21 protein-coding genes are annotated in these 26,375 nt (G+C 41.4%); 5 read left to right on the plus strand and 16 right to left on the minus strand.

Annotated elements, in window-relative coordinates; genetic code table 11:
• The first annotated feature begins 78 nt into the window (after positions 1-78).
• From IPJ16_17265 to IPJ16_17275, 3 genes are read left to right on the plus strand one after another with little or no spacing between them, the layout of a single operon-like run.
• The gene (locus IPJ16_17265) at positions 79-2,136 is read left to right on the plus strand and encodes an ABC transporter permease (GenBank protein ID MBK7628917.1); all 2,058 of its coding nucleotides are present in this window, start codon (positions 79-81) and stop codon (positions 2,134-2,136) included.
• Positions 2,137-2,159: 23 nt separating this feature from the next.
• Positions 2,160-2,477, plus strand: coding sequence for an FtsX-like permease family protein (locus IPJ16_17270; GenBank protein MBK7628918.1), 318 nt, complete (start codon positions 2,160-2,162; stop codon positions 2,475-2,477).
• Positions 2,470-3,108 (plus strand): CoA pyrophosphatase, encoded by a 639-nt coding sequence (locus IPJ16_17275; protein ID MBK7628919.1) that lies wholly within the window; start codon positions 2,470-2,472, stop codon positions 3,106-3,108. Before IPJ16_17270 ends, IPJ16_17275 begins: the two co-directional genes overlap by 8 nt.
• Before the next feature lie 341 nt (positions 3,109-3,449).
• On the opposite strand, the gene IPJ16_17280 is transcribed toward IPJ16_17275, so the two are convergent.
• The 15 genes from IPJ16_17280 to IPJ16_17350 all read right to left on the minus strand — a co-directional run bounded on the left by IPJ16_17280 (position 3,450) and on the right by IPJ16_17350 (position 22,312).
• Positions 3,450-4,889, minus strand: coding sequence for a transporter substrate-binding domain-containing protein (locus IPJ16_17280; protein MBK7628920.1), 1,440 nt, complete (start codon positions 4,887-4,889; stop codon positions 3,450-3,452).
• A 61-nt stretch (positions 4,890-4,950) separates the two neighbouring features.
• On the minus strand, positions 4,951-6,882 hold the full coding sequence (locus tag IPJ16_17285; GenBank protein ID MBK7628921.1) for a putative porin: 1,932 nt from the start codon (positions 6,880-6,882) through the stop codon (positions 4,951-4,953).
• A gap of 141 nt (positions 6,883-7,023) precedes the next feature.
• The gene (ftsZ, locus tag IPJ16_17290) at positions 7,024-8,505 is read right to left on the minus strand and encodes a cell division protein FtsZ (protein ID MBK7628922.1); all 1,482 of its coding nucleotides are present in this window, start codon (positions 8,503-8,505) and stop codon (positions 7,024-7,026) included.
• A 15-nt stretch (positions 8,506-8,520) separates the two neighbouring features.
• A complete protein-coding gene (ftsA, locus tag IPJ16_17295; protein ID MBK7628923.1) occupies positions 8,521-9,900 on the minus strand; it encodes a cell division protein FtsA in 1,380 nt (459 codons plus the stop codon).
• 18 nt (positions 9,901-9,918) lie between these two features.
• On the minus strand, positions 9,919-10,698 hold the full coding sequence (locus IPJ16_17300; GenBank protein ID MBK7628924.1) for a cell division protein FtsQ/DivIB: 780 nt from the start codon (positions 10,696-10,698) through the stop codon (positions 9,919-9,921).
• Positions 10,692-12,086: a UDP-N-acetylmuramate--L-alanine ligase gene (locus IPJ16_17305; GenBank protein ID MBK7628925.1), complete on the minus strand. Its 1,395-nt coding sequence runs from the start codon at positions 12,084-12,086 to the stop codon at positions 10,692-10,694. Before IPJ16_17305 ends, IPJ16_17300 begins: the two co-directional genes overlap by 7 nt.
• Positions 12,083-13,189, minus strand: a complete 1,107-nt coding sequence (gene murG / locus IPJ16_17310) for an undecaprenyldiphospho-muramoylpentapeptide beta-N-acetylglucosaminyltransferase (protein ID MBK7628926.1) — start codon at positions 13,187-13,189, stop codon at positions 12,083-12,085. The genes IPJ16_17305 and murG overlap by 4 nt, the downstream gene beginning before the upstream one ends.
• Positions 13,173-14,387 (minus strand): FtsW/RodA/SpoVE family cell cycle protein, encoded by a 1,215-nt coding sequence (locus IPJ16_17315; protein ID MBK7628927.1) that lies wholly within the window; start codon positions 14,385-14,387, stop codon positions 13,173-13,175. The genes murG and IPJ16_17315 overlap by 17 nt, the downstream gene beginning before the upstream one ends.
• A gap of 12 nt (positions 14,388-14,399) precedes the next feature.
• Positions 14,400-15,734 carry a UDP-N-acetylmuramoyl-L-alanine--D-glutamate ligase gene (gene murD / locus IPJ16_17320; GenBank protein ID MBK7628928.1) on the minus strand — a complete coding sequence of 445 codons (1,335 nt, stop codon included), beginning with the start codon at positions 15,732-15,734 and terminating at the stop codon, positions 14,400-14,402.
• 4 nt (positions 15,735-15,738) lie between these two features.
• Complete coding sequence (locus IPJ16_17325; GenBank protein MBK7628929.1) at positions 15,739-16,995, minus strand: phospho-N-acetylmuramoyl-pentapeptide-transferase; 1,257 nt, start codon at positions 16,993-16,995, stop codon at positions 15,739-15,741.
• Positions 16,996-17,006: 11 nt separating this feature from the next.
• Positions 17,007-18,464 carry a UDP-N-acetylmuramoyl-L-alanyl-D-glutamate--2,6-diaminopimelate ligase gene (locus IPJ16_17330; GenBank protein ID MBK7628930.1) on the minus strand — a complete coding sequence of 486 codons (1,458 nt, stop codon included), beginning with the start codon at positions 18,462-18,464 and terminating at the stop codon, positions 17,007-17,009.
• Between the two features lie 2 nt (positions 18,465-18,466).
• Positions 18,467-20,581: a transpeptidase family protein gene (locus tag IPJ16_17335; protein MBK7628931.1), complete on the minus strand. Its 2,115-nt coding sequence runs from the start codon at positions 20,579-20,581 to the stop codon at positions 18,467-18,469.
• A gap of 4 nt (positions 20,582-20,585) precedes the next feature.
• Positions 20,586-20,945, minus strand: coding sequence for a hypothetical protein (locus IPJ16_17340; GenBank protein ID MBK7628932.1), 360 nt, complete (start codon positions 20,943-20,945; stop codon positions 20,586-20,588).
• A gap of 3 nt (positions 20,946-20,948) precedes the next feature.
• On the minus strand, positions 20,949-21,845 hold the full coding sequence (gene rsmH, locus IPJ16_17345; protein ID MBK7628933.1) for a 16S rRNA (cytosine(1402)-N(4))-methyltransferase RsmH: 897 nt from the start codon (positions 21,843-21,845) through the stop codon (positions 20,949-20,951).
• Positions 21,845-22,312 carry a division/cell wall cluster transcriptional repressor MraZ gene (locus IPJ16_17350; protein MBK7628934.1) on the minus strand — a complete coding sequence of 156 codons (468 nt, stop codon included), beginning with the start codon at positions 22,310-22,312 and terminating at the stop codon, positions 21,845-21,847. Before IPJ16_17350 ends, rsmH begins: the two co-directional genes overlap by 1 nt.
• Before the next feature lie 285 nt (positions 22,313-22,597).
• Here IPJ16_17350 and IPJ16_17355 point away from each other — a divergent pair, with 285 nt between their 5' ends.
• Together IPJ16_17355 and IPJ16_17360 are read left to right on the plus strand one after the other, a co-directional pair.
• Positions 22,598-23,434, plus strand: a complete 837-nt coding sequence (locus IPJ16_17355) for a 1-acyl-sn-glycerol-3-phosphate acyltransferase (protein ID MBK7628935.1) — start codon at positions 22,598-22,600, stop codon at positions 23,432-23,434.
• A gap of 81 nt (positions 23,435-23,515) precedes the next feature.
• A complete protein-coding gene (locus IPJ16_17360) occupies positions 23,516-24,478 on the plus strand; it encodes a GNAT family N-acetyltransferase (GenBank protein ID MBK7628936.1) in 963 nt (320 codons plus the stop codon).
• Here the strand turns inward: IPJ16_17360 and IPJ16_17365 are convergent.
• Positions 24,472-26,373, minus strand: a complete 1,902-nt coding sequence (locus IPJ16_17365) for an amidophosphoribosyltransferase (protein MBK7628937.1) — start codon at positions 26,371-26,373, stop codon at positions 24,472-24,474. The two genes, IPJ16_17360 and IPJ16_17365, sit on opposite strands and share 7 nt — an antisense overlap.
• Positions 26,374-26,375: the final 2 nt, after the last annotated feature.

Below are 26,375 nucleotides of genomic sequence, written 5' to 3' on the forward strand. Positions count from 1 at the left end.
GCCCTGGATTAAAGGCATCTGGTAACCACGGTCTTAAGTCCGTGGTTACTTAAAATACAATTAATAAGGTCTTTAGATATGAACCGCTTAATCAATACTACACTTCGCAACCACAAAAGGAAACCAGTCTATTCAATAATAACCTTCACAGGATTCACCTTCGGTATTGCAGCCAGTCTTCTTATTTATATCTGGGTTTATAATGAGCTGAGTTATGAAAAATTTCACCCTGATTATCAGCGGATTTACCGGGTCCTGACTCTGTCTAAACAAGGGGATCAGATTGTAAAATCCCCATATTGCTATCGGCCTCTTGCCAAAACTATGAAAATGGATTATCCTCAGATCGAATATGCGACTTATATCAGTTACAGTTCTGAAGACTCTCCTCTTAAACAGGAATCAGGCGAAACAAAAATTGAAGCAAGAATGTGCTGGACATCAGAGGACTTTTTTAAGATATTCGAGGGATTTATGTTTACAGAAGGATCTGCCGAATCGGCCTTCACAAAACCTGACAATATTGTCCTTTCTGAGAAAATTGCCAGAAAAATCTTCGGTGACCAGCCTGCAATTGGGAAAGTCCTGATTAGTGATAAATACACAAAAGAAGTCTATACAGTTGGAGGCGTAGTAAGAATTCCTGAGCAGAGCCATATTGATTTCGGTTTCATGTTATCTGAACAGAAGAGCAGATACTCTGTGTACTCAAATAACTGGGGAGATAAAGGATTTACAAGGGTTTATATCAAACTGAATAAGGATGCCCAAATAGATGAACATTTCCTTTCTGAGATAACAAATCACATTGGCAGGTACAACAAAATTACCGACAAGCTAATGTTTCAGCCCCTGGCAGATATACATCTTTATTCTGATTATCCGGAAGATTATTACAGTAAGAATCCTGGCAACGCCAAATATGTCTGGATTTTTTCAGGACTTGCAATTATAATAATTCTCATGGCAGCTCTTAACTTTTCTGCAATCTCAATTGCCCGTTCTTCGGAACGATCTATTGAGATCGGGATAAGAAAAGTAACCGGGGGGAGCAGAATTAGTATAATAAGTCAATTTATGGCAGAATCAGTGATGCAGACCTTTGCAGCAGCATTTGTTGCTCTTTTTATTGTATGGCTTTTGCTTCCACTTTTTAATACCTTATCATTAAAAACACTGACACTTAATCTTTCCCCTGCACTTGTTATGAACCTTTTTCTTCTGACATTCCTTGTAGGTATTATTTCAGGTATCTATCCTTCATTATATTTGTCATCGTTTAATCCTATAGGCATTTTCAGAGGTGGATCAATATCCGGGTCAAGAAGTAACTTTATCAGGATATTAGTCACAGTTCAGTTCTCAATTGCAATCTTCTTTATTTTAGCAACACTGATTTTTATTAAGCAACTGAACTATATTCATAATAAAGACCTTGGAATTGTTGAGAAGAATATTGTTGTTATACCAACCGGATTATGGTATGGGAATAAACACTTTAAAGAAGAACTTTTACAAAACCCACAAATACTAAGTGTTTCTGCCAGTGTAACAGCTCCTGTAGATTTTGCTTGGAGACAGGGTATACCACTTAATAGTCAGGGTCGTACAGATACTATACAGGCAAATCTCTTTTGGGCAGATGAGGATTTTGCAAAAACATACGGGTTGGAAGTTAAAAAGGGGCAGTTCCTCCAGATGGATAACAGCGCCTACTGGGCTGAAATGGAAAAGTCCGGTAAACTTAGAAAAGCTGGATTAGATTATACTGTGTCAATTCCGATGGTTATAAACGAAACTGCAGAAAAGATGCTCGGATTTGATGATCCTATAGGCCAGAGGCTGGGAAATAATGTGATTGTGGGAGTTGTGAAAGATTTTCATTACAGACCATTGCATTACCCTATTGGTCCTTTAGTAATAACAAATAATCCGGAGACAATTCAAACAATGAATGTTAGGATCGATCCGGCAAAATTTCCGAGACTCTTGATTATATCAGGAAGATATATAAGAAACACAGGGATGACAGAGAGTTTTTGTATCGCTTTTTTGACGACCTGCTTGAAGAAAAATATAGTGCAGAAACAAGACTTAGAAACATTACAATCGCTTTTTCTATTCTGGCAATTGTAATTTCTGTACTTGGAATCCTTGGAATGGCCATCTTTTCAATTGATCGCAGAACAAAGGAGATAGGAATCAGAAGGGTTGCCGGAGCAAAGAATTCCGAAATACTATTACTCCTGAATAAGGAATTCATAAAATGGGTAGTTGTTGCTTTTATTATTGCTGCACCGGTATCTTGGGTCATTATGAATAACTGGCTGCAGAATTTTGTGTACAAAACTGAACTCAGCTGGTGGATATTTATCGTTGCAGGCCTGTTTGCCACATTAATAGCGCTTATAACTGTAAACTGGCAGAGCTGGCGCGCTGCAACAAGAAATCCGGTGGAGGCATTGAGATATGAGTAAGTTTCCTGAAATATTGAAACATGAGCTAACGAAGAAGCTTCCCGGCACAGAAGTGCAATGGGAAATGGCCTCTTCAGACAGAATGATACAGAATTTCCCAAGAGTCCCGGGACCAGATGCACGTGTTGCCGCGGTACTTATTCTGCTTTATCCTGATAAAGGCTCTGTGCATACAGTGTTCATGCAACGACATAATTATGACGGGGTTCATGGCGGACAGATAAGTTTCCCCGGAGGAAAAAAGGAGGAGGCTGATAAAGACATTATACAAACCGCACTCCGCGAAGCTGTGGAAGAGACAGGTGTTGACCCGGAAGGAATAAGTGTATTGGGTACACTTACTCCTCTTTTCATACCTGTAAGTAATATGATTGTTACTCCCGTGGTTGCCTGGAAAGATAAGAAACCAGACTTTAACCATCAACCCGAAGAGGTAGTCTTCCTCATAAATGCTGAACTCAAAAGATTTCTCGAGCCTTCAATTATAAAGACAAAACCCTTTGAAATAAGACATGAAATGATCAATGTAAAGTACTTTGATTATGACGGACATGTGATATGGGGTGCAACTGCAATGATACTTAATGAGTTGCTAGTTATTATAAAAAATGGAAAAATCATGTTGTGCTAAAGCCCTTATTTTCATATACTTTGAACCGTTGGCTGAAGCCAAGGCAATTTGGACACATAAGAAAATTCTTATATTATTTGAAAATCTTATAATAAGGAATTGTCTAATTCCCTTAATATCAATCTAAATCATATAAATAAATTGCTGACCTTTGGCTGAAGCCAACGGCAATCTGGACACATAAGAGAATTCATTTAATATTGGGTAATATTATGAAAGAGAATTGCCTGATTCCCTTATTATCAATCTGAATCATATGAATAAATTGCTGTTGGCTTCAGCCAACGGTTTAAGGAGTCTCTGACAAAAGGGACTTTAGTCCCAAATGATCTGCCGGAAACTTATTTTATTTTTTCCTCAGGGATAATGTTCTTGTAATGCTCATAGCGGTTTATCACCTGTGAGACAAAGGCAACAGATTCAGTTCCCCTGAAATATCCGTTTTTGACGACCTCATCATTAAAATATTTCGGCTCTGATTTCTTCAAAAGCCAGACAGCAACATTGCCATCCCACTTATGCGGATCCATACCATGCTTCTCAGCAAGCTTCATCGCATCAAGAACATGTCCCGGACCAGCATTATATGCAGCCAGTATGAAATTTATCCTTTCTTTCTCGTCCGGTATTTTTGAATCGAAAATGGAATGCAGCCAGTTTATATATTCTATACCTGCCTTCATATTGCTTTCAGGTGAAGCGGTTATATCAATACCGAAATTCTCACCTGTTAAAGGCATTATCTGCATAAGTCCGATTGCACCGGCACCCGACTCAACATCGGGATCGAAACGTGATTCCTGACAGATGAGAGAGGCAAGAAGACGCCAATCCCAGTCTATACGGCCGCTGTACTTCTTTATCATGTCGTCGTAACGCGAGACCTTCCCTGTACTTAAAGCATAATAATCGCTCCTGACAATCATACTCGACCGGGAGTTCCTGAAATACTTTGCATAAAGAAGAGCATATGATCCCGTCTTCTTGTATGAGGTGATCCAGTGATTAAGCTCATGCAGAAGCTTTTCAGAGTTCTCTTTTCTTACTCCCCAGGCCAGATTCTGAGGGAAACTGACAGGAGTTGCTATGTCTATATCGCGATAGTAGGTGGCATTAACCATGGCTATATTCTCGTCACATACTGTATAGTCAATCAATCCCTCAGCCACGTTCCTGATCAGCTTTTCAGAATCAAAAGGTACTTCAATAATGTTAATAGAATCACCAAGTTCGGATGCCAGAGTCTCCAGACGCTCAACATGTGAAGAGCCTGCCTGTACATAGATCGTTTTCCTGGCCAGACCCAGCTGGTTCCTGATAAGCTTTTTGTCAACGGCATCAGCAGTCAATGAGCGCCAGTTACGCGGTTTTCGCTGTACAAGTACTTGTCTTGTTTCATCAATGGGCTCAGTAAAAAGGATATCTTTTTTCCTTGAGGAATTAACTGTAAGACCAGTTGCGACAAGATCTGCTTTTCCTGTATTTAGCAACTCAAAAGCATTATCGAGCTGGTTTTCAGAAATAATCTCAAGATCAATACCAATATTATCAGAGAATGACTTAAGCAACTCGTAATTAAACCCCATTGGCTCGCCCTTGTAAATGAAGTAATTAGTTGAATTAAAATCAGTTACTGCGATTAACTTACCTCTGCTCCTTATCGAATCAAGATCGAAAGAGTTATATCTGGCAGTGTTGGTTTCTGAGCCTGGATTCAGGTAGGAACATGATGTTAAAACTGTTCCAAGTAAAAGAAATAGAATGAAGAACTTTTTTATCAAAGGTGTTGTATTAGTTAAACACTTGCTTTTTTAAAATGGGTGCAAAGATACAACAATTTTTTTAATCATAAAATGTCCAGGCAAGACCGTAACGGAACATCCTGACATTCATGGGATAAGAGGGGATCATATCATACTTGTAACCCATGAGTTTTGCGTTCATATGATCGAGCATTACAAAGACCCTTGTCCTCTTAACTTTAAAGTTAAGGAAGAGATTTACAAACGGGTAGTTTCCTGTACTTATCTGATCCTGCCTGTAGAACCTGCCGATAGCTGGCATGTAGGCATAAGGATGATACATTGTATTATATGTTGCATCGGCTCCGACCTGCAGATTCAGCCTTCCGTTTGTAGATTCAAATCTGAATAGATGCTCGAAGTAAGCAGCTGACCGGGTTGTTGCAAGAGGCAAATCGATAATTTCAGGATTGCTGCTTTTCTGAAGTATCAGGTCTGTAGCCAGGTGGAACTTCCATAGGTGCAGATCTTTGCTCAGGGTAACTGCTGCTATTGAGATACCTCCCGAGTGTTGGGACGGAGTGGCATCAGGACCGAAATCGGTGTAGTTATCAATTATGGCATAATTGAATTTGAGTTCAGCTTTCCGGGCAGGATATGAGAATCTTGTACCAATGTCCGCACGGATTTCTTTATCCAGATTGTTAGACCATTTAAAGTGATTACTACCCCAGTTCTCATACCAGAACGAAGGCTGTCTGGTCAAAAGTCCGCCGGTAATAAGCCACACGGCGCGACCTTTTTTCCAATCGAACGATTTTGAAATTTCACCATTTAGTATCACATCACCTGACCTGTATCCGGTAAGGAAAAGTTCCCCGGTTGCCAGCCAGCGGAAATTATCACCAATATTATTATACAATCTGCCAACAAGGACATTATTACTTCTGTTCCAGACAACAGTATCACCTTTCAGTAAAGAATCCTTCATGGGAACGATCTGGCTGTACTTAAACATCTCATTTCTGATGCCAACACCACCTCCAAGCCTGAATTTACGTGCTTCACTTGTGGTAAAATCGAACCTGAGTGTATTCATTACACTTCTTGAATAAAGTGAGTCGAATGTTACTTTTTTATTAATGTAAATAGTATCATAGAAGCCTGATCCGGGTGAGTTATCAGAGTAAGTTCTCTTGTTTGATTCGAGAGTGAAAATATGTGAAAACGTTCCGCTCAAACCCAGTAAGCCTGTTTTTTCCTGAGGAATGGTATCTGCTTTATTAACAGGTTTACTGCCAATCGTATAACGCTGAACAAGCAGCAGGTTTCTGTTCTTAAGGAAACTGGTTGCTTTGTTAAGTGCTCCCAGATTTACAGGCACTTCCCTGGTCTTGGTATTCTCTTTTTCCAGTTCCTTAACGTCTGTTATGCCTCCGTTCTCGTATGAAACCAGATTATTCACTCCGGCTGAGAAATAGAGTTTGTATCTATCTCCGGTGTAAGAGGAGAAGAAGGTAAAGTCCTTATTTTCTGCTCTCTGGTAATTATACTGACCCAGACTATAAATAATATCATAGATTAGTCCGAAGTTCAGAAAACGGTTTACATTCTGCGAATGCCGTATCCTGAAAGTCTGTTCTGAAGTCTCACGCGGCCCTGCGAAACTCCACACAAGCTCACTGAAAGGCTTCTGTGTATTCATAAAAACAGCCCGTTCAGGAAGAAACAGGAAAGGGTAATAATTGCTTGTAAGAAATCTGTCAGGATCGGTAACCCGGTCAAAAAAACTGAACTGATAGAATGGCAGTCCGTAGTTGCCAAGAGTAGCATTTACCGGAGAGAACCTGTCGGCTGTCCTGAATCGATGGAAGAATGAAAAGACAGTATCAAATGGGAGGGCTACTTCTTCAGAAAAATCCCGGGAGAGTGACCATTGCTTTATAATCTTATGTTTTACAGTATCCTGCTTCTGCGCAAAAATGCCAGAGGATAAAAAGAGAAACAGTACTATAAAGGTGAATCTTATCATCAGCCGCAAATATAGAAAATAGAAATCCATTAACCACAAAGGTCACGAAGGATTAACACGAAGGGCACAAAGAGAACTGTCATAAATTATCCCTTTGCGTCCTTTGTGATACCTTTGTGTACTTTGTGGTTAAAAAAAATCCTAATCTACATTATCATTCAGGTATGCGTTGTTCTCACGAAGAACAGGCTCGTCGTTATCTCCCGAAGTTAAAGTGAATTTGGATGTCTTGCTTTCTGCAGCGCTATCGCCGCCGCCAATTGCCATATTACGCCTTACATATGCCGGTACATCTTCGAAAGTGTCGATATTCTCTTTCATCGTTTTATTCGATAGTCCCTCCTTCTTGAGCATGTTCTGTATATGTTTCACCTTCCTCAGTGTAGCTTCAGGCTTTTCTCCCGAATCCTCATAATCCTGATTTCTCTGACGATTCGATTCATTGAAGTTCTCACTTTGTTCAAGATTGAAATCCAGCATCCCCTGCTCTTCCTCGAAATCGGTAATAATAGACTTCTTTCCTTTCTCATGAACAGAAAAGACATCATTCCCTGTTTCAGGTATGATGCGGCTTGGAATTGCATTCTTATTAGAAAGAAGTTCGACCTTCGATGGTTTCTTGGGTTTATAGGGCTGAAAAATACTGTTCGATTCAAATCCGGTAGCAATAACAGTCACACTGATCTCCTCATTGAGAGTATCATCCTTTGAAAGACCACGTATAATTAAAGCATCATCCGATGCTGCCTCATACATATAATCTGTTATCTCTCCAAGCTCATCCATTGTCAGTTCATGCTCACCTGTTCCTGAAGAAATATTTATAAGTATACTGTTGGCTCCGGTTACATCATTTGAGTTAAGTAATGGAGAAGAAAGAGCATTCTCTATTGCCTTTATTGCCCTGTTTTCGCCCGACGCTTTACCCATTCCCATAATGGATACACCCGAGTTTTTCATTACTGTCTCAACATCGGCAAAATCAACATTTATATAGCCGGTCACAGTGATAATCTCAGCAATTCCTTTCACTGCTGTTGTAAGTATATCGTCTGCTTTTGCAAAAGCTGTCGATACAGGCTGATTACCGTAGATCTCTCTGAGCTTCTCATTATTAATCACGAGCAGCGAGTCAACATGGTCTTTCAGCTCAGTAACACCATCGATAGCCTGACGGATACGTACCTTACCTTCGGATTTAAAAGGGATAGTTACAACAGCAATTGTAAGTAATCCTGCATCCTTACAGGCTTTGGCAATCACCGGTGTAGCTCCGGTTCCTGTACCTCCGCCCATACCAGTGGTAATAAAAACCATCTTGGTATTACCTGATAAGGCATCCATAACATCATCGATATTTTCGATGGCTGCCTGCCGTCCGACCTCCGGTTTGCTGCCGGCCCCCCTGCCTTCGGTGAGTGACTCGCCGATCTGAACCTTAATAGGTACCTGACTCTTTGTAAGTGCCTGATGATCGGTATTGCAAACCACAAAGTTCACATCCCTGATCCCTTTCTCAAACATGTGGTTAACAGCATTATTGCCGCCGCCACCAATTCCGAGAACTTTAATAATCGACGATCTCTCTACAGGCAGATCAAAGTTCATTATATCGTCTGACATAGCTTTGATTTTTAATTATTTAATTGGCTGATCTTCAACCTCAAACATTTTTGAGAGCATACTCTTAATCTTTTCAGTCAAAGGAATTTTATCCTCTTCGGGTTCCGGGGATGTGAATGAATCTACTGTTTCTTCTTCCTCCTCTTTCACCACTGCTTCCACATGTTTTACCTGTTCAGCGACCTTTGGTTTTGAATACTCTTCAGCACTGCCCGCATTGAATGTTTTCTTATATGTCTCAAGATATTCAAAGCCACGCATAATAAGACCAACGCTTGTTGCGTACATTGGCTGGTTAATCTCATTCCTGGCACTGCCGGCAAGATGCTCGTTTGGCAAGCCTATCCTGACATCCATCGCTGTTTTGAATTTCATCAGCTGAGGAAGATGCTTCAGCATTGCACCACCACCGGTTACAACAACTCCGGCAGCCAGTTTATCTGCATAGCCTGAATTCTGAATTTCGAAATTTACAGCATCGATTATCTCTTCCATTCTCGACTGGATGATATAAGCCAGGCTCTTGAATGAGATCTCTTTTGGCTCCCTGCCGCTTATCCCGGGTATAGAAACAACCTTATCATCAGGAGCAATGTCACCAAGAGCTGAGCCATACTGTATCTTAAGCTGTTCCGCATGGCGCTGAAGGATTGCGCAACCTTCCTTGATATCCTTTGTTACAACATTTCCGCCAAAAGGAATCACAGCTGTATGCCTTATAATATTATCGTAGTAAACGGCAACATCAGTTGTTCCGCCGCCGATATCAACAAGCACCACCCCTGCTTCTTTTTCGTCCTCTGTGAGCACAGCATCGGATGAAGCCAGCGGCTCAAGTATCATATCCTTAACAGTAAGGTTTACCTTACGGATACACTTCTCGATGTTTTTGGCAGCTGCAACCTGACCGATCACAATGTGGAAATTAGCTTCAAGTCTCCTTCCGCACATTCCTATTGGACTCTTTACACCGGTCTCATTATCAACTATGAAATTCTGAGGAATGACATGAATAATCTCTTCGCCGATATCGATATGAATCTTATGCATGTCTTCGATCAGCCTGAAGACTTCCTCCTTCTGGATCTCATCATCATAGTTATCACGGGTAATATACCCTCGGTTCTTCATGCTTTTTATGTGCTGTCCGGCAATACCTACAAAGACCTCTGAGAACATTATACCTGAACGTTTTTGTACATCGTCCACAGTTGTCTGGATAGCGGTTACGGTCTCTTCAATATTAAGAACAACGCCCCGCTTTACTCCTTTGGAAAGAGCTTTGCTGAGTCCAAGAATTTCGATTTTCCCATTCTCGTTTTTCTTACCGACAATTGCCACAATTTTTGTGGTTCCTATGTCGATTGCTGCTACATACTGTTCCTTTTTATTCATAAATATGGTTGTTTCTGATTATCTCTTTTTACAAACTATCTGATCTTTAAATTCAAGGTTAATAAGCGAATATTTGTTCCACCCAACTTCAGGAAGTACTTTGTCGTAAAATGCTGCCAGATTGCGCAGTTTTCCTTCAAGGTTTTCTGTTGTTCCAAGGTGAATAAGCTGGTTGCCAACACGCGGAATCAGGTCGATCTCATCATTATTGTCAACATAGATCTGATCGATTTGTGCCGACCAGAAGCTTTCATCCTTTATATATTCAACGAGGTAATAAATATCTTTCAGTATTGAGTTCTTAATACTGGTATCGAGAACACTTACCCCATTGAGCATTGCTGCACTGATATTAATATTCCCTCCGACAACATGAAGCCGAGGAGTATAAAGATTCCTTTTCCGTATGACAACACCTTCCCTGTCGACAAAAAAATCTCCGCCGCCGTCGGGCATGACTCTCATTATAGGATCGCGCTGATCAACATAAACATGCATTGTACCATCGACAGTTGTATAGACTTCTGCTACCTTCAGTTCGCGGAGGTCATTTATCTTATCTTCAATTTCGTTGACCGACAGATCCTTAACCGGTTGCCCGAGGATTTTACCAGTAGCACTATAAACAAGACTTAATAGTTGCTTCTTTGTAACGAAATGATAATCTGAAGAATCCTTAATGTCAATAGATATTTTACCGCAACGTACCGAATTAACAGAACTGGCAAGGTAAACCGGAGTTATAATCAGATACAACAGCGGGATGATAAGCAATATTTTAAAAATCTTTCTCAGCACGCTCTCTCCTTTCTTATCTTATCCTCAATTGGTTTTACAAGGGCATCTATATCACCGGCACCAATAGTAATCAGTACATCAAGTTGGTTAACATCAAGCTTCCCGGGGATATCAGTTTTTGACAATAGTCTCTTATTCCCCGATTTCATTTTGTTTAAAATCATTTCTGACGAAACACCGGGGATCGGTTTCTCCCGGGCAGGGTATATCGGAAGCAATATTGTCTCATCAAGTACATCAAGTATTGCTGCAAAACCTTCAGCATGGTCCTGCGTCCTTGAGAAAAGGTGTGGCTGAAAAATTCCGGTGATCCTTCTTCCTTTGAAGTATTCCTTTACTGAATTGATGCAAGCCCTGATTTCTTCAGGATGGTGGGCATAATCATCAATATAGGTAAGTCCCTTAGTGTTTATCCTGATATCAAATCTTCTTTTTACACCCTGAAAAAGAAGTACCGCTTTTCTGATCTCAGATTCTGTGACTCCGCATTTAAGTGCTATTGCTATTGCGGCAATAAAATTTTCAATGTTTATTATGCCGGGGAAAGCAAAATGAATATCATTTATAACTGTTTCCGGTGTTTTAATATTGAATCTGTAATACTCTTCTGTTTGCTCAATATCAGTTGCCCTGAAGTCACAGTTTTTATCGAGTCCGTATGTAAAACAACTGACACCATCAGGCACAGTAATCTCTTTCCTTATCTTACTGTTAACTATGAGCGTGCCCCCTTTCCTGACTTTTGAACAGAAAATGTTGTATGCCTCTACCATGTTTTCACGGGTACCATAGATATCAAGATGATCTGCATCGAGCGAGGTGACAACGGCCATAAGGGGAGTCAGACGATGAAATGATCTGTCGAATTCATCGGCCTCCATAACAGTGTATCTGCTTTCACCCAACAAAAGATTTGATCCGTAATTCTTTGATATCCCTCCAAGAAAAGCGGAACAATCCACCGCCGACTGTTTAAGCAGATGGGCAGTCATTGTGGATACGGTTGTCTTGCCATGAGTGCCGGCAACAGCAAGAGTATCAGTATGCGCAGAGATCTCACCCAGGATCTCGGACCTTTTATATAATCTGTATCCGTTATCCCTGAAATGAGATAGGATCCTGCTCTCTGCAGGAATAGCAGGCGTATATACTATTATCACCTTATCCTTAAGTGTAGTGTTCCTGAAAAGTTCGGGTATTGAGGCAGTTTCATCGCTGTAGGAAATAATGCAGCCTGTTTCACTCAGCGAATCAGTAATCTTGCTCTCACTCCTGTCATAACCTGCAATGATATACCCTCCCTTAGAAAAATAGAGGGCCAGGGCGCTCATTCCGATTCCGCCTATACCCACAAAATAAATCCCTTCTATGTTTCTGAAATCAATCATTCTCCTGCAAGCTTTATAACTTCCATTGCTATTCTTACATCAGCATCCCTGTCAGCCATTTTCACAATATTGGCTGAGAGGGCCTCTCTTTTCCTTTTATCTGAAACCAGCATAAGTGCCTCACGAACAAGTGTTTTTACAGCCTCATTATCAGGTATTAACACTGCTGCCTCTCTGTTTGAAAGTGCCTGGGCATTTTTTGTCTGATGATCCTCTGCCACGTTTGGCGAAGGGATCAGAATGACAGGTTTGCCAACAAGGCAGAGTTCTGAAATGGTCCCTGCTCCTGCTCTCGAAACAATGATATCAGCTGCCGCATATGCAAGATCCATACGATTTATAAATCCATAAACCGATATATTATTAGTACAGGAAACCGAAACAAGTGCTTTTACATTTTCGAAATAATGTTTTCCGGTCTGCCATAACCATTGACAATCAGCCGTTTTCATTTTTTCCAGATTATCTGAAAGTGCATTGTTTATGGTACCAGCTCCAAGCGAGCCTCCAAGAATCAGTATAACAGGTAACCCTTTTTTAAGATTGAAAAAATTCAAAGCTTCATCTTCAATTTCTTTCAGGCTGTCAAAATTCTGACGTACAGGATTCCCGGTCTTAATAATTTTTTCTGCTGGGAAATATTTATCCATTTCATCATAAGCTACACAGATTACAGAAGCCTTTTTTGCCAGAATCTTATTTGTAACTCCCGCATAACTGTTCTGTTCCTGAATAAGTGTAGGTATCTTCATCTTTCCTGCCTGCCTTAAAACCGGTCCGCTCGCATACCCTCCAACCCCGACAACAACATCAGGCTTAAACTCTTTAATTACTTTTTTCGCCATTTTAAGGCTCTTAAAAAGCTTCAAAATGACTTTGAAATTTTTTAGAGTAAGACTTCTGTAGAGACCTGCAACAGGCAATCCGATAATCCTGTATCCTGCAGCGGGAATCTTTTCCATCTCCATTCTACCTTCTGCACCAACAAAAAGGATCTCAATCTCAGGCTCAATTTTCCTGAGAGCGTTTGCAATGGAGATAGCCGGGAAGATATGTCCTCCGGTACCGCCGCCGCTGATTATTATCCTATGATGCTTTTGCAGATTCATAAATCTTTTCTCCTTCATCATTCTTTTCCTCTTCAGGAAGCTCTTCATTTTTTATTCTTGCATTCACTACCCTGCTTACACTAAGTATAGCGCCAATTGAAAAACTCATCATCAGAACAGAGGTTCGTCCCCAACTCACCATTGGCAGAGTCTGCCCGGTTACAGGGAATAATCCAACCGCAACAAGCATATTAAGAATAGCCTGAACCACGATCATAATTATCAATCCCATAACCATATAGGCCGGGAAAGCAGTCTCGCACTTTTTTGCAATTGTAATGCCCCTGAACAATAAGATCATGTACGCCAGAATTAGCGGGATAGCGCCAAATATCAAACCGTATTCTTCAATTATAATTGCAAAAATGAAGTCGGAATTTGACTGCGGCAGCATGTTTCGCTGAGTACTTTTACCGGGAGCTTTTCCAAAAAGACCACCTGTTGAAATAGCAATCTTTGCCTGATTCGACTGGTAATCGCCATCCGGATCCTCCTTTCCTGAAAAGTAGTTCTCGATTCTGTTCTTCCATACTTCCACCCTGTTGGATTTCATCACAACTGTAAGAACCATTGCAAAGAGAACTATTGCAACCACTGCAATCCCGATGTAAGCAAGCAAAAACTTAAATGGCACCCTTCCGATAAACAGAATTATTATACTGATGCCGAATATCATCACTGCTGTTGAAAGGTTCTCGGGCATTATCAGACCGCAGATTACAGCGACAGGAATCATGAAATATTTTGAAACAAGCATAAAATCATTCAGTTCGTTCTGGTATTTAGCCAGCGACCTGGCCAGGTAGATCACGAGTGCCACTTTTGCAACATCTGATGTCTGCAAACTGATTCCGATGCCCGGGATAACAAGCCATCGTGTGGCTTCATTTACTCTCGATCCAAAAACAAAGGTCAGCACCAGCAATCCAGCAGCCACTATCAGAAAGAGGCCTGCCATAGAAAAATAAATTCTGTAAGGAAGGTAATGGACCACAACAATTATAACCAGACTGAGCACAAGCATGATAAACTGGGTCCTTAGAAAATATGTTGTGTTACCGCCATAACTTCTGAACGCCACACCAACTGAAGAACTGTAAACTGCAAGGAGGGAATAGATCATAAAAAGAGCCACAAGACCCCAAATTGCCTTGTCACCTTTGAATGTTTTTGTTAACCAGCCCTGCTGCATTTTACTACCAGATTATAGATTTCTTACTGCCTGTTTAAACTGCCGTCCCCTGTCTTCATAATTCCTGAAAAGGTCAAAGCTTGCACATGCCGGAGATAATAATACTGTATCTCCCTTTTTAGCAAGGTAATAGGATGATCTTACCGCTTCTTCCATAGACCCTGTTTCAACTATTGTTGCCACCTTGTCCTTAAATGCCTCAACTATCTTTTTATTGTCCTTACCCATGCAGACAATAGCTTTCACCTTCTTCTTCACAACCGAAAATAATTCCGAATAGTCATTACCCTTATCAACCCCTCCGACAATCCAGACAATATCATTTTCCATACATTCAAGAGCATACCATACAGAATTTACATTGGTAGCTTTTGAATCATTAATAAAATTTATACCGCAGACTGTTATTACCGGTTCCAGCCGGTGTTCAACGCCCTGGAAATCAGCCAGACTCTCTCTGATCACCTCTTTGCGGATATTAAGGACTTTGCCGGCAATGGCTGCAGCCATTGAGTTGTAGGTGTTGTGACGGCCTTTAAGAGCCAGTTCGTGAATGGTCATAAGGTTGGTTTTATTTGGGTAATCGATAATAATATCATTGTTTTCCACGTATGCTGCCATTCCTTCCTTAACCTCATCCGAGAAAGGGAGAAGTGTCATTTCAAAATGCTTTTTTTCCAGTTCGGCCCTGATAATCGGGTCGCCTTCCCAGTAAATCAGAGAGTCAGATTTCTTCTGATTCTGAGTTATCCTGAACTTGGAGTCAACATAATTCTGAAGTTTATAATTGTACCTGTCAAGATGATCAGGCGTAATATTCATCAGCACAGCTATATCAGCTTTAAATTCGTACATGCCATCAAGCTGAAAACTACTAAGCTCTATCACATAATAATCATAATCTCCTTCCGCAACAGCCATTGCAAAACTGCTTCCTACATTGCCTGTCATAGCCACATTCTTTCCTGCTTTTTTCAGAATATGTGCAATAAGGTTCGTAACTGTTGTCTTTCCGTTACTTCCTGTTATACAAATCTTTATCCCTTTGCAATAGCGCCCTGCAAACTCAATCTCAGAAATGACAGGTATACCTTTTTCATGAAGTCGGACAATTAAAGGAGCCTTATCAGGAATTCCGGGACTTTTAATAACCTCGTCGGCTGAGAGTATAACTGACTCACTGTGTTTCCCTTCTTCCCAGTCGATATTGTTACTCCTTAGAATCTCCCTGTATTTTTCCTTGATCTCGCCCATATCGGAAACAAACACGTCAAATCCATGCTTTTTTGCCAGAACTGCTGATCCTGCTCCGCTCTCTCCCGCCCCAAGAATTACAATCTTCTTCATTTCATTACCTGATCTTAAGTGTCACAATACTTAATACTGCAAGTATTATTGCAACTATCCAGAACCGTGTGACAATCTTCGGTTCGGGAAAACCTTTTTTCTGATAGTGATGATGGAGCGGAGCCATAAGAAACACCCTTCTCCCAACACCATATTTCTTTTTAGTTCGCTTAAACCATGCCACCTGAATCATAACCGAAAGGTTTTCTGCCAGAAATATTCCGCACAGAATTGGAATTAAAAGTTCCTTTCTGATTATGATCGCAAATACCGCAATTATGCCTCCCAGAGCAAGACTACCGGTATCTCCCATAAATACTTGGGCAGGAAATGAATTATACCAGAGGAAGCCGATTGTAGCTCCGATAAATGCTGCTGCAAATATTACAAGCTCTTCAGAGCCCGGTATATACATTATTTTAAGATAACTGGCATAGATAACGTTACTGGAGACATAAGCCAGAATTGCCAGTGCTACTCCCACAATTGCAGATGTACCTGTGGCAAGACCATCGAGACCGTCGGTAAGATTAGCCCCGTTGGAAACAGATGTAAGAATGAATATTACAATAATTACAAATACAAGCCAGGTCCATGGCTGACGACTTTCCTCCTTAATAAATCCAACAAGCCATGAGTAATCGAATTCATTGTTTTTAATGAAAGGGATTGTGGTTTTGGTTGACTTTCTTTCCATCGAGACTTCCTGCTGTGAGGCAAAAGATGCGCCCGGATCAAGAAGTTCAGTCTTCTCCCTTGAAGTCAGATCGGAGACTTTTACCTTCTCCATAATTATTACATCATCGCTGAGAAACAGTGTAACTCCTACAATCAATCCAAGACCAACCTGACCTATCACCTTGAATTTTCCGGCAAGTCCCTCTTTGTTCTTTTTGAATATTTTGATATAATCATCAAGAAATCCAATCAACCCTAACCATACTGTCGTCAGCAGCATAAGGATCACATACACGTTGTCAAGCCTCGCGAAAAGCAGGGTAGGAATAATAATTGAAGCAAGAATAATTATTCCTCCCATTGAAGGAGTACCTTTTTTCTGGTATTGCCCTTCGAGGCCAAGATCCCTCACAACTTCACCTACCTGCTTCTTCTGAAGCAGAAGGATAATTCTTTTTCCGATTAATAATGATATAATGAGGGAAGTTATGATAGCCATAGCTGACCTGAAGGAGATATATGTAAACATACCCGCCCCGGGAACATTCAGTTTATCAAGCCATTGAAATAAATAATATAGCATCTTCTATTCTTTTACTTCAGTAATAATGCGTTTCTTAGTTCCTCCCTGTCGTCGAAGTGATGTTTCACACCCATTACTTCCTGGTAGGTTTCATGACCTTTACCTGCAACAAGTATTACATCGCCCTTTTCTGCCAGCATCACGGCTGTTCTGATAGCTTCACGCCTGTCTGCAATTCGAAGTGTTTTTCTTTTCAGGTCCGGCGTTATACCAGCCTCCATATCGTTAAGAATCATCTCAGGATCTTCTGTTCTCGGATTATCAGATGTGAGAATAACTTTATTGCTGCCTTCGGCAGATATTGCTGCCATTTTTGGCCGCTTGGTCTTATCCCTGTCTCCGCCGGCACCAACCACCGTAATAAGCTGAACACCACCTTCTCTGATCTTGTTTATTGTATCAATTACATTCAGAAGAGCATCCGGTGTGTGTGCATAATCAACAAGTCCTGAGATCCCATTCTCTGATTTAACAACCTCCAGCCTTCCTGCAACAGAGCGCAGATCGCTTAAAATTGTAAGGATCTCCTTTTTAGAGGCGCCCAGAAGTTCAGATGCTGCATATACTGCCAACAGGTTGGATGCATTGAAGTCACCTATAAACCTTGTCCAGACTTCTTCACCCTGGATCCTCAAACCCATACCTTCAAAGCTCTGTTCAATAATGCCGCACCTGTAATCTGCCATTCCTCTGACAGAGAATGTATAAGGCCGGGCCTTGCAGTTTTGAAGCATCACCCTTCCGTTTCTGTCATCAGCATTTACCAGGGCAAATGCCCCCGCAGATAATGAATCAAAGAAACTCTTCTTTGCTGCCAGGTAGTTGTCGAAAGTTTTATGATAATCGAGATGATCGTGTGTAAGGTTTGTGAAGATCGCCCCATCGAAATTCAGTCCGGCTATCCGCTTCTGATCTGCCGAGTGTGAGCTTACCTCCATGAATGCATAGTCGCACCCTTCACTAACCATTTCTGATAAAATTCTGTTTAGCTGAACAGGATCGGGAGTAGTGTGAGTTGCAGGAAGTTCCTTTCCGTTTATATAATTACAAACTGTTGAAAAGAGCCCGCATTTATATCCCAGACCGATAAACATTCTGTAAAGCAGAGTTGCGATTGTTGTTTTGCCGTTAGTTCCGGTTACACCAACAAGTTTAAGAGAAGACGATGGATTACCATAGAAATTTGAAGCTGCCACTCCGAGAGCTTTTGCAGAGTCAGCCACTTTAATCCAGCAGATCTTTTTATCATGATTAGAGGGAACTATCTCACAAATGATGGCAGCAGCACCCGATTTAATTGTGGACTCAATAAATTCGTGGCCATCAGATTTCTGACCCCTCACCGCGACAAAAAGAGTACCTGGAGTAACATTTCTTGAGTCAAATTCAATACCTGAGACGGGACTGCCCAGGTCTCCCGTTACACTGATTACATCAACACCTTTTAATATTTCTTCAATCCTGATCATTGCTACATATTCATTTCAAGTGAAACCGTTGAACCCTCATAATATCTTGCGCCATGTGCCGGTGACTGACTTCTGACTCTTCCCTTACCACTGTATTTTACTCTTAGTCCGGAGTTTTCAAGCAGGAATATTGCATCCCTCAGACTCATGCCTCTTACATCAGGAACAAGTCCTTCCTGCACTTTAACATCAGCCAGCCTTATTGTATCACCGCTTTCGCGTGTTGCAACCCAGTCGTTATCGGATGTTCTTCTGTATCTGACATCCAGATTACTAAGTACCTCATCGATATCTTTTCTTAAACCGTTACCTGCTTCCGGAGCAGTAAGCTTTTTATCATCAACCTTCTCAGCCGTATAATCCCTGAAGAAGCTTGTTGCATATACTTTGTCTGAAATCTCCTTAAAAACAGCACCTGCAACCAGGTTGCCGTAATAAACACCGTTTGAAGGGGCATTCACTACCACAATGCAGGAATACAGAGGATTCTGTGCAGGGAAATAACCAACAAATGAAGCCTGATATGAAATTCGTGAGCCCTGTCTGTAACCCGATTTATCCTTGGCAATCTGTGCAGTTCCTGTTTTACCGGCAATCTGATAATTAGAGTTTTTCAGGTTAGTGGCTGTACCATGCTGTACTACACCTTCCATCATACTTTTGGCTTTTCTTATTGTTGATCTTGAAGCTATTGAGTTGATAATCACCTCAGGTTCATAGCTCTTTATTACTGTTCCGTTTCTCAATACAGCAGTCACAAACCGGGGACGCATCATACGGCCATCATTAGCAACGGCATTATAAAATGCAAGGATCTGCAAAGGTGTCATCTGCACCTCATAGCCATGCGACATCATCGGAAGTGAAAGCCCTGACCACAGCTTATCGCCCGGGTATCTTATCAGCGGAGCACCTTCACCCCTGATCTGCAAATCAAGCTTCTCGTTAAGCTTCATCGCATAAAGCCTGTTTACAAACTCTTTCGGCTTGTCCTTATAAGCTTCATTTATTATCTTGGAGGTACCCACGTTAGAGGATTTTTCAAATACCTCTTTTACTGTGATTTTGCCGTAACCTTCCTCTTTTGTATCCCTTATTATCTTATTGTAAAATTTTACTTTCCCGTTACCTGTATCTACAATATCGCCGGTATCTATAACACCGTCTTCGAGTGCGGCCATCAGGGCAGGCAGTTTGAAAGTTGATCCGGGTTCGGTACTCTCGCCAACAGCATAATTATAGGTCTCATGGTAACCACCGTCGCTTCCGAGTTCGAGATTGGCAATAGCTTTAACATCGCCAGTCTCCACCTCCATCAGTACTGCGCAGCCATGATCAGCATCGTGTTTCCGTAATTGATTGAGCAATGCTGTTGTTGCAACGTCCTGCAGATCAATATCAAGAGTCGTAATTACATCATTGCCGTCACGCGAATCCACACTGTTGGGACCATCAACTGTTATCCAGTCGCCGCCTGTAAGGCGCTGTTTTACCGCAACACCATTTTTACCTGCCAGTACCTGATCGAATGCACCTTCAATTCCTACCTCATTCCCTTCGCTCCCGAGATTAAGATATCCTATTGTACGGGCTGCCATGTCGCTGTTTGGGAGTACTCTCCTGTTCTCAGCCTGTGCCACCATTCCGCCCTTATACTGACCCTCCCTGAAAATGGGCAGTTCCTTGAGTTTTTTAAGAGTCTCGTAATCGACTCTTCTTTTAATAAGAAAATACCTGTCACCTTTTCTTCTGGCCTCAGTTATTGCCGATTTCCAGCCGGCAGCTGATCTTTCGCCGACAAGTCTTGCCAGTCCGGCAGAAAGACCGTTAATCCCGTTCGACCATGTAGCGCCTGACATACCGGTACTTCTGGTATCCATGTAAATTGTGTAATATGGCACGGAGCTTGCCAAAAGGCGTCCGTCATTTGTCAGAATATCGCCTCTGTTTGCAGGAACTTCAGCGGTTTTATAGACATATTTTTCACCCATATCAGTCCATTTACCGCGCTGAACAGTCTGAAGAATAAGGATCCGGACAAGTAATGCAGCAGCAAGAATGGCTATTGCAAAATATACAATGCCACTGCGCCATACTATTTCGTCCCTTATTGCCATTTGCCTATTTCTTATTCACTAAAAGTTTATACGGTGGAGCTTTGAGTTCCTCAAGGTTCAGTCCCCTCTCCCTTACCAATCTGTATACCTCCGACTGTCGGCTCACATACATCAGATCAGCTGAAGTTGAGAGCGATTCAGATTTAAGATCTTTAACTTCCCTGAGGACTTTCGAAGTCTCCCTTGTAATCTTTTCTGCATGAAATCTGTTTGCTATATAAACTGCCAGCAGGAGAGTTACCAGAGATACATATCCGAGATTCTTCAGGATCAGTTTTTCTGAAACCATAGTCCCACTGAGGAGCTCTTTTACAAATGCACCGGTGGTTATATGCTTTTTTTTATCTTCTGTTTCTTCTGCCATCTCTCAGATCTTTTCTGCTATCCTCAGCCGTGCACTTCTCGACCTGTTGTTGTTTGCAATCTCCTCATCGCCGGGAATAGTCCCTTTTTTATTTATTATTCTGAAAGGAGTCTCTATATTCCCATAAAAATCTTTCTTCTCCTCCCCTTCAAAATTTCCGGTTTTCATGAAGTTCTTAACCACCCTGTCTTCAAGCGAATGATAGGTTATTGTTACAAGTCTTCCTCCCGGATTAAGCATTTCCAGAGCCTGTTCCAGCATTTCCTGCAGATAATCAATCTCGTGATTCACAGCAATACGAAGAGCCTGAAATACACGGGCGTAGAACTTATGTTCCTGCCTGAAAGGAGCAAGTTTTCCGATTGCTTCGATCATATCATTAACCGATTCAATAGGTTTCCTTGCTCTTGCGAAAGCAATCTCCTTTGCTATTCTGCGAGAATTCTGAAGCTCGCCAAACCTGTAGAATATGTCAGCCAGATCTGATTCTTCAAGTGTATTAAGAAGCATGGCTGCAGTTACTTTTCCGCTTTTATTCATTCTCATGTCGAGAGGTGCGTCCTGACGGAAAGTAAAACCCCTGTCGGGCTCATCGAACTGATGGAATGAGACACCAAGGTCTGCAATCAGTCCATCGACAGCATCTATGTTATTGAAAAGAAGATTGTTTTTCAGGAACCGGAAATTCTGACCGAGAAAGAGAAACCGTTCATCTCCCGGAACATTTGCAGCGGCATCTTCATCCTGATCAAATGCGATCAGTTTTCCTGTTTTGAGACGTTTCAGAATCTCCATTGAATGTCCTCCGCCTCCGAAAGTAACGTCGACATAAATCCCGTCGGGCCGGATATTCAGCCCATCAATACTCTCTTTGAGCAGTGCGGGAATATGGTAAACCATTACGCTTCAGGATCATTTATACTACCACCCAAAAGTTTTTCAGCCAGGTTGGCAAAATCTTCAGCAGGCATATCAATTTTCTCATAGATGTCTGCAGCCCATATTTCAATTCTTCCGTCCTGTCCGGCAAGAACAACATCGCGCTGTGCACCGATAAGATCCATTAATCTTTTCGGTATCAGAAGACGGTTGTTGTTATCAAGCGAGAGTTCAGCAGTACCCTTGAAGAAATTTCTCAGGAATTGATTATGCTCCCGATTGTAAGGATTTATTTTTTTGCGGATCTTGTCGAGCTGCCTGTTCCAGTCTTCAATTGAATAGAGCACCAGGCAGTTTTCGAAGATGTCTTTCCGCACCACAAAATGATCCTGTGCATCAGCAGGCATCTGCTTTTTGAATGCCGCCGGAAGGATTATCCTCCCCTTGACATCCGCCTTGCACGTGTAATCACCTATGAATGTGGCCATCCTCGCTTTTTAAATAAAAGGCTAAAATAAATAAAAATTATCCACTTTACTCCACTTTGCCCCACTTTTTTACATTGTTGTTAATAACTTTTAATAATGCCTCATCCCCTGCCCCCTTCTCCCGGGAGAGAAGGGGGGAAGAAAAATATAGTCAATTAATTAGCCCCTCCCTCCTGGGGGAGGGGTTGGGGAGAGGTATTTTAATTGTGGGAATCTGAATTAACTATACCTGGTTATTGTTTTTTTAAATAAATTTGAATCTAATTTTTCAATAAGGCTGGGATAATGAGCATTTCTCCGGTAAAGAGTAAAATTGATGTCGAAAAAGTACTCCGGTCAAAAAATCCGACTCTGGCAAAAACTATTCCTCCTTTTATAGTCAACTACCTTAAAAAGATTGTGCATCAGGACGATCTGAACAGTTTCCTTGAAGAATCTGGACATCTGAAAGATGCACAGTTAATTGATGCAGGTCTGAGATTTTTTGAAATCACATACACAGTTAAAGGCACTGAAAACATACCTGCAGGAGGGAGAAATATATTCGTTTCCAACCATCCTCTGGGAGGACTTGACGGATTGGTTTTTATATCGGAATTGTCAAAACATTTTCCTGTAATAAAATTCCCGGTTAATGACATACTCACCAATATTGAAAATCTGTCAGGCATTTTTCTTCCTGTAAACAAGCATGGACTGCAGGATCGTGCTGCGGCAAAAAGCATTGAAGAATCATATGCCTCAAATGATCAGATTCTCTACTTCCCGGCAGGTTTATGTTCCAGAAAAAAAGGAGGAGTAATAAAAGATCTGCAGTGGCATAAAAGCTTTATATCAAAGGCTATACAGCATAAAAGAGACGTAATCCCCGCATTCTTTTCGGGAAGGAATTCGAACTTCTTTTATAACCTTGCCAGGATCAGAAAACTTCTCGGGATAAAAGTAAATATTGAGATGCTTTATCTTGCCGATGAGATGTTCAGGCAGAAAGGAAAAGAGATAATACTTGTTTTCGGGAAACCTATCCCCTGGCAGACGTTTGATAAAACGAAAACGGCTCCCCAATGGGCTGAATGGGTCAAATCAAAGTCATATGAGCTGGAATCATTTATCCCCCGGTAATTACAAAACAAAAAAAAAGAGTAAATTGCATTCTAAATTTCGAATTTTCAAGTCGGATTTTTAAACTCTTAATACTGTTAAATGGAACCCGTTGTTGCCCAGTTACCAAAGGACCAGATCATTTCCGAATTGACCCCTGATAAGCTTCTCCGCAAGACCAATAACGGAAACAACGAGGTTTATATCTTTGACAATAACAGTTCTCCGACACTTATGCATGAAGTTGGAAGGGTCAGAGAGCTGACCTTCAGGCATGCAGGAGGCGGTACCGGCAAGGCAATAGATATCGATGATTTTGACACAGCTAAGGTTAATCCTCAGCGACAGCTTATAGTCTGGGACCCGGAGAACAAAGAGATAATTGGCGGCTACAGGTTCTATTTCCCTGAGAAAGGGTGTACCGACTGCGATATCACAAGACTCGCATCATCGTCGTATTTTCACTTTTCTGACAAATTTCTCTCAAAATACTATCCTCATCTTATGGAACTCGGACGTTCTTTTGTCCACCCCGATTATCAGTCGCGGGCCATGGGAAGAAAAAGCCTCTTTGCCCTCGATAACCTTTGGGACGGACTTGGCGCCATTATCATTGATAATCACCATCTTAAATATCTCTTCGGGAAGGTTACAATGTACCCACATTTCAACCAGAAAGCCAGGGATATGATTCTCTATTTTCTTAAAAGACACTTTAACGACCCTGACGGACTTGTTATTCCTAAGGACCCTGCACATATCGAGATCCATCAGGATGAGATGAAAAAACTTTTCAGGAAATGGAGATATAAGGAAAACTATAAAATTCTTTCAAGAGAGGTAAGAAACCTAGGTGAGAATATCCCCCCGCTTATTAATGCCTACATGAACCTTTCACCAACCATGCGCACTTTCGGCACCTTCCTAAATCATAAGTTCGGTGACGTAGAAGAAACAGGCATTATGATAACACTCCGGGATATCTATGTTGAAAAGATCAACAGGCATCTCTCTTCATATAAAAAAGACTTTGAGATTACCTGGTTCTCTCACGAGAATCAGTAAGCCCTTACATTCCTTCCCTCAATATAGTTTTTGAATGACTGGTTGGCAACTTTATTGCCGCCAGGTGTTGGATAATTACCTGTAAAGTACCAGTCGCCCAGGTGACCCGGACAAGCTTCATGCAGTCCTTCAATCGATTGAAATACTATTTCAACTTCCGATTTAATCTCCTCTGATTTAAGCATTTCTGAGATCTTCGCCGAGATTTCCTCAGTAGTGAAAGGCTTGTAAATTTCACGGACAACATTTTTCATTTCGTCGACCGGTTTTTTCAGTTCTTCAATAGCTGCGTTATATACTGTAGTGATCAGAGATTCGCGACCGGTATCTTTGAGCAATTTGATTGCAGCTTTGAATGCAATAAAGTCACCCAGCTTTGCCATGTCGATACCATAACAATCGGGGTATCTCAATTGAGGTGAAGAAGATACAACGACAATCTTCTTTGGATCAAGCTTATCAAGGATCCTGATAATACTTTTCTTGAGAGTTGTTCCCCTTACGATTGAATCATCAATAACAACAAGGTTATCAACACCGCGCCTGATCACCCCATAAGTAACATCATAGACATGTCCGACAAGATCGTCACGGCCTTTATCCTCAGTAATGAACGTACGGAGTTTAGCATCTTTTACTGCAATCTTTTCAACTCTTGGCCGCTGTTTGATGATCTTCTCCAGTTCCTCCCTTGTAAGGTAACTTCCCCTGCTGGCAATATGATCAACTTTTACCTGGTTAAGGTAATCTTCAACACCTTTAATCAGCCCGTAGAATGCACTTTCAGCAGTATTAGGGATATACGAAAAAACTGTATGGTCGAGATCATATCCGACTGATTTCAGAACAGGATTTGTAAGAAGTTCTCCGAGTTTCTTCCTTTCCCTGTAGATATTTTTATCTGTTCCTCTTGAAAAATAGATCCTTTCGAAGGAGCACTTACGAAGCTCTGTTTCTTCTCTTATCTTTTCAATTGTAGTCTCTCCCGAGGTCTTGATAATAATCGCACTGGCTGGAGGAAGCTCAAGCACATCATCGGTTCTTACATTAAAAATGGTCTGAATTACGGGTCGTTCAGAAGCCACAACAACCACCTCATCATCAATGTAATAAAATGCAGGTCTAATCCCTGCAGGGTCTCTCATAACAAAAGCATCTCCATGTCCAACCATTCCAGCCATGGCGTATCCGCCATCCCAGTTCCGGCTTGCTTTTCTGAGTATTGAGGCAACATCGAGATTTTTCTCGATCATCGGAGTTATTTCTTTTTTCGAATAACCCTCATCCTTGAATTTGCGGAAAATCCTTTCATTTTCCTCATCGAGCCGGTGTCCGATGTTTTCAAGTATTGTAACAGTATCTGAGAAATCAACCGGATTCTGCCCCAGTTCTACTAGACTGCTGAAAACTTCCCCGACATTAGTAAGATTGAAGTTGCCGGCCATCACAAGGTTTTTCGACTTGTAATTATTCTCACGGCTCACTGGATGAACATAGTCGATATTATAATTACCATATGTTCCGTAACGGAGATGACCGAGGTAAATATCACAGGCAAAAGGAACTGTTGCTTTTATATAATCGGGATTACTGAAATCGTCCCGGTTTGTTCTGAGAAGTGCGTCAATATCTTCATAAATAAGTCCAAAAATCTCTTTGATCGGATTTGCCTGGTTTGATCTCTGACGGAAGATATATCTGTTACCGGGCTGAACATTAAGTTTTATTCCTGCTATACCTGCGCCATCCTGCCCCCTGTTATGCTGCTTCTCCATCATGAGGTACATCTTCTGAAGGCCATAACTCCAGGTACCATATTTTTCAATATAATACTCCATCGGCTTTCGCAATCTTAGCATTGCAATGCCGCACTCATGCTTGATCCTGTCGCTCATAA

Source organism: Bacteroidales bacterium (assembly GCA_016709865.1).
Lineage (GTDB): Bacteria > Bacteroidota > Bacteroidia > Bacteroidales > VadinHA17 > LD21.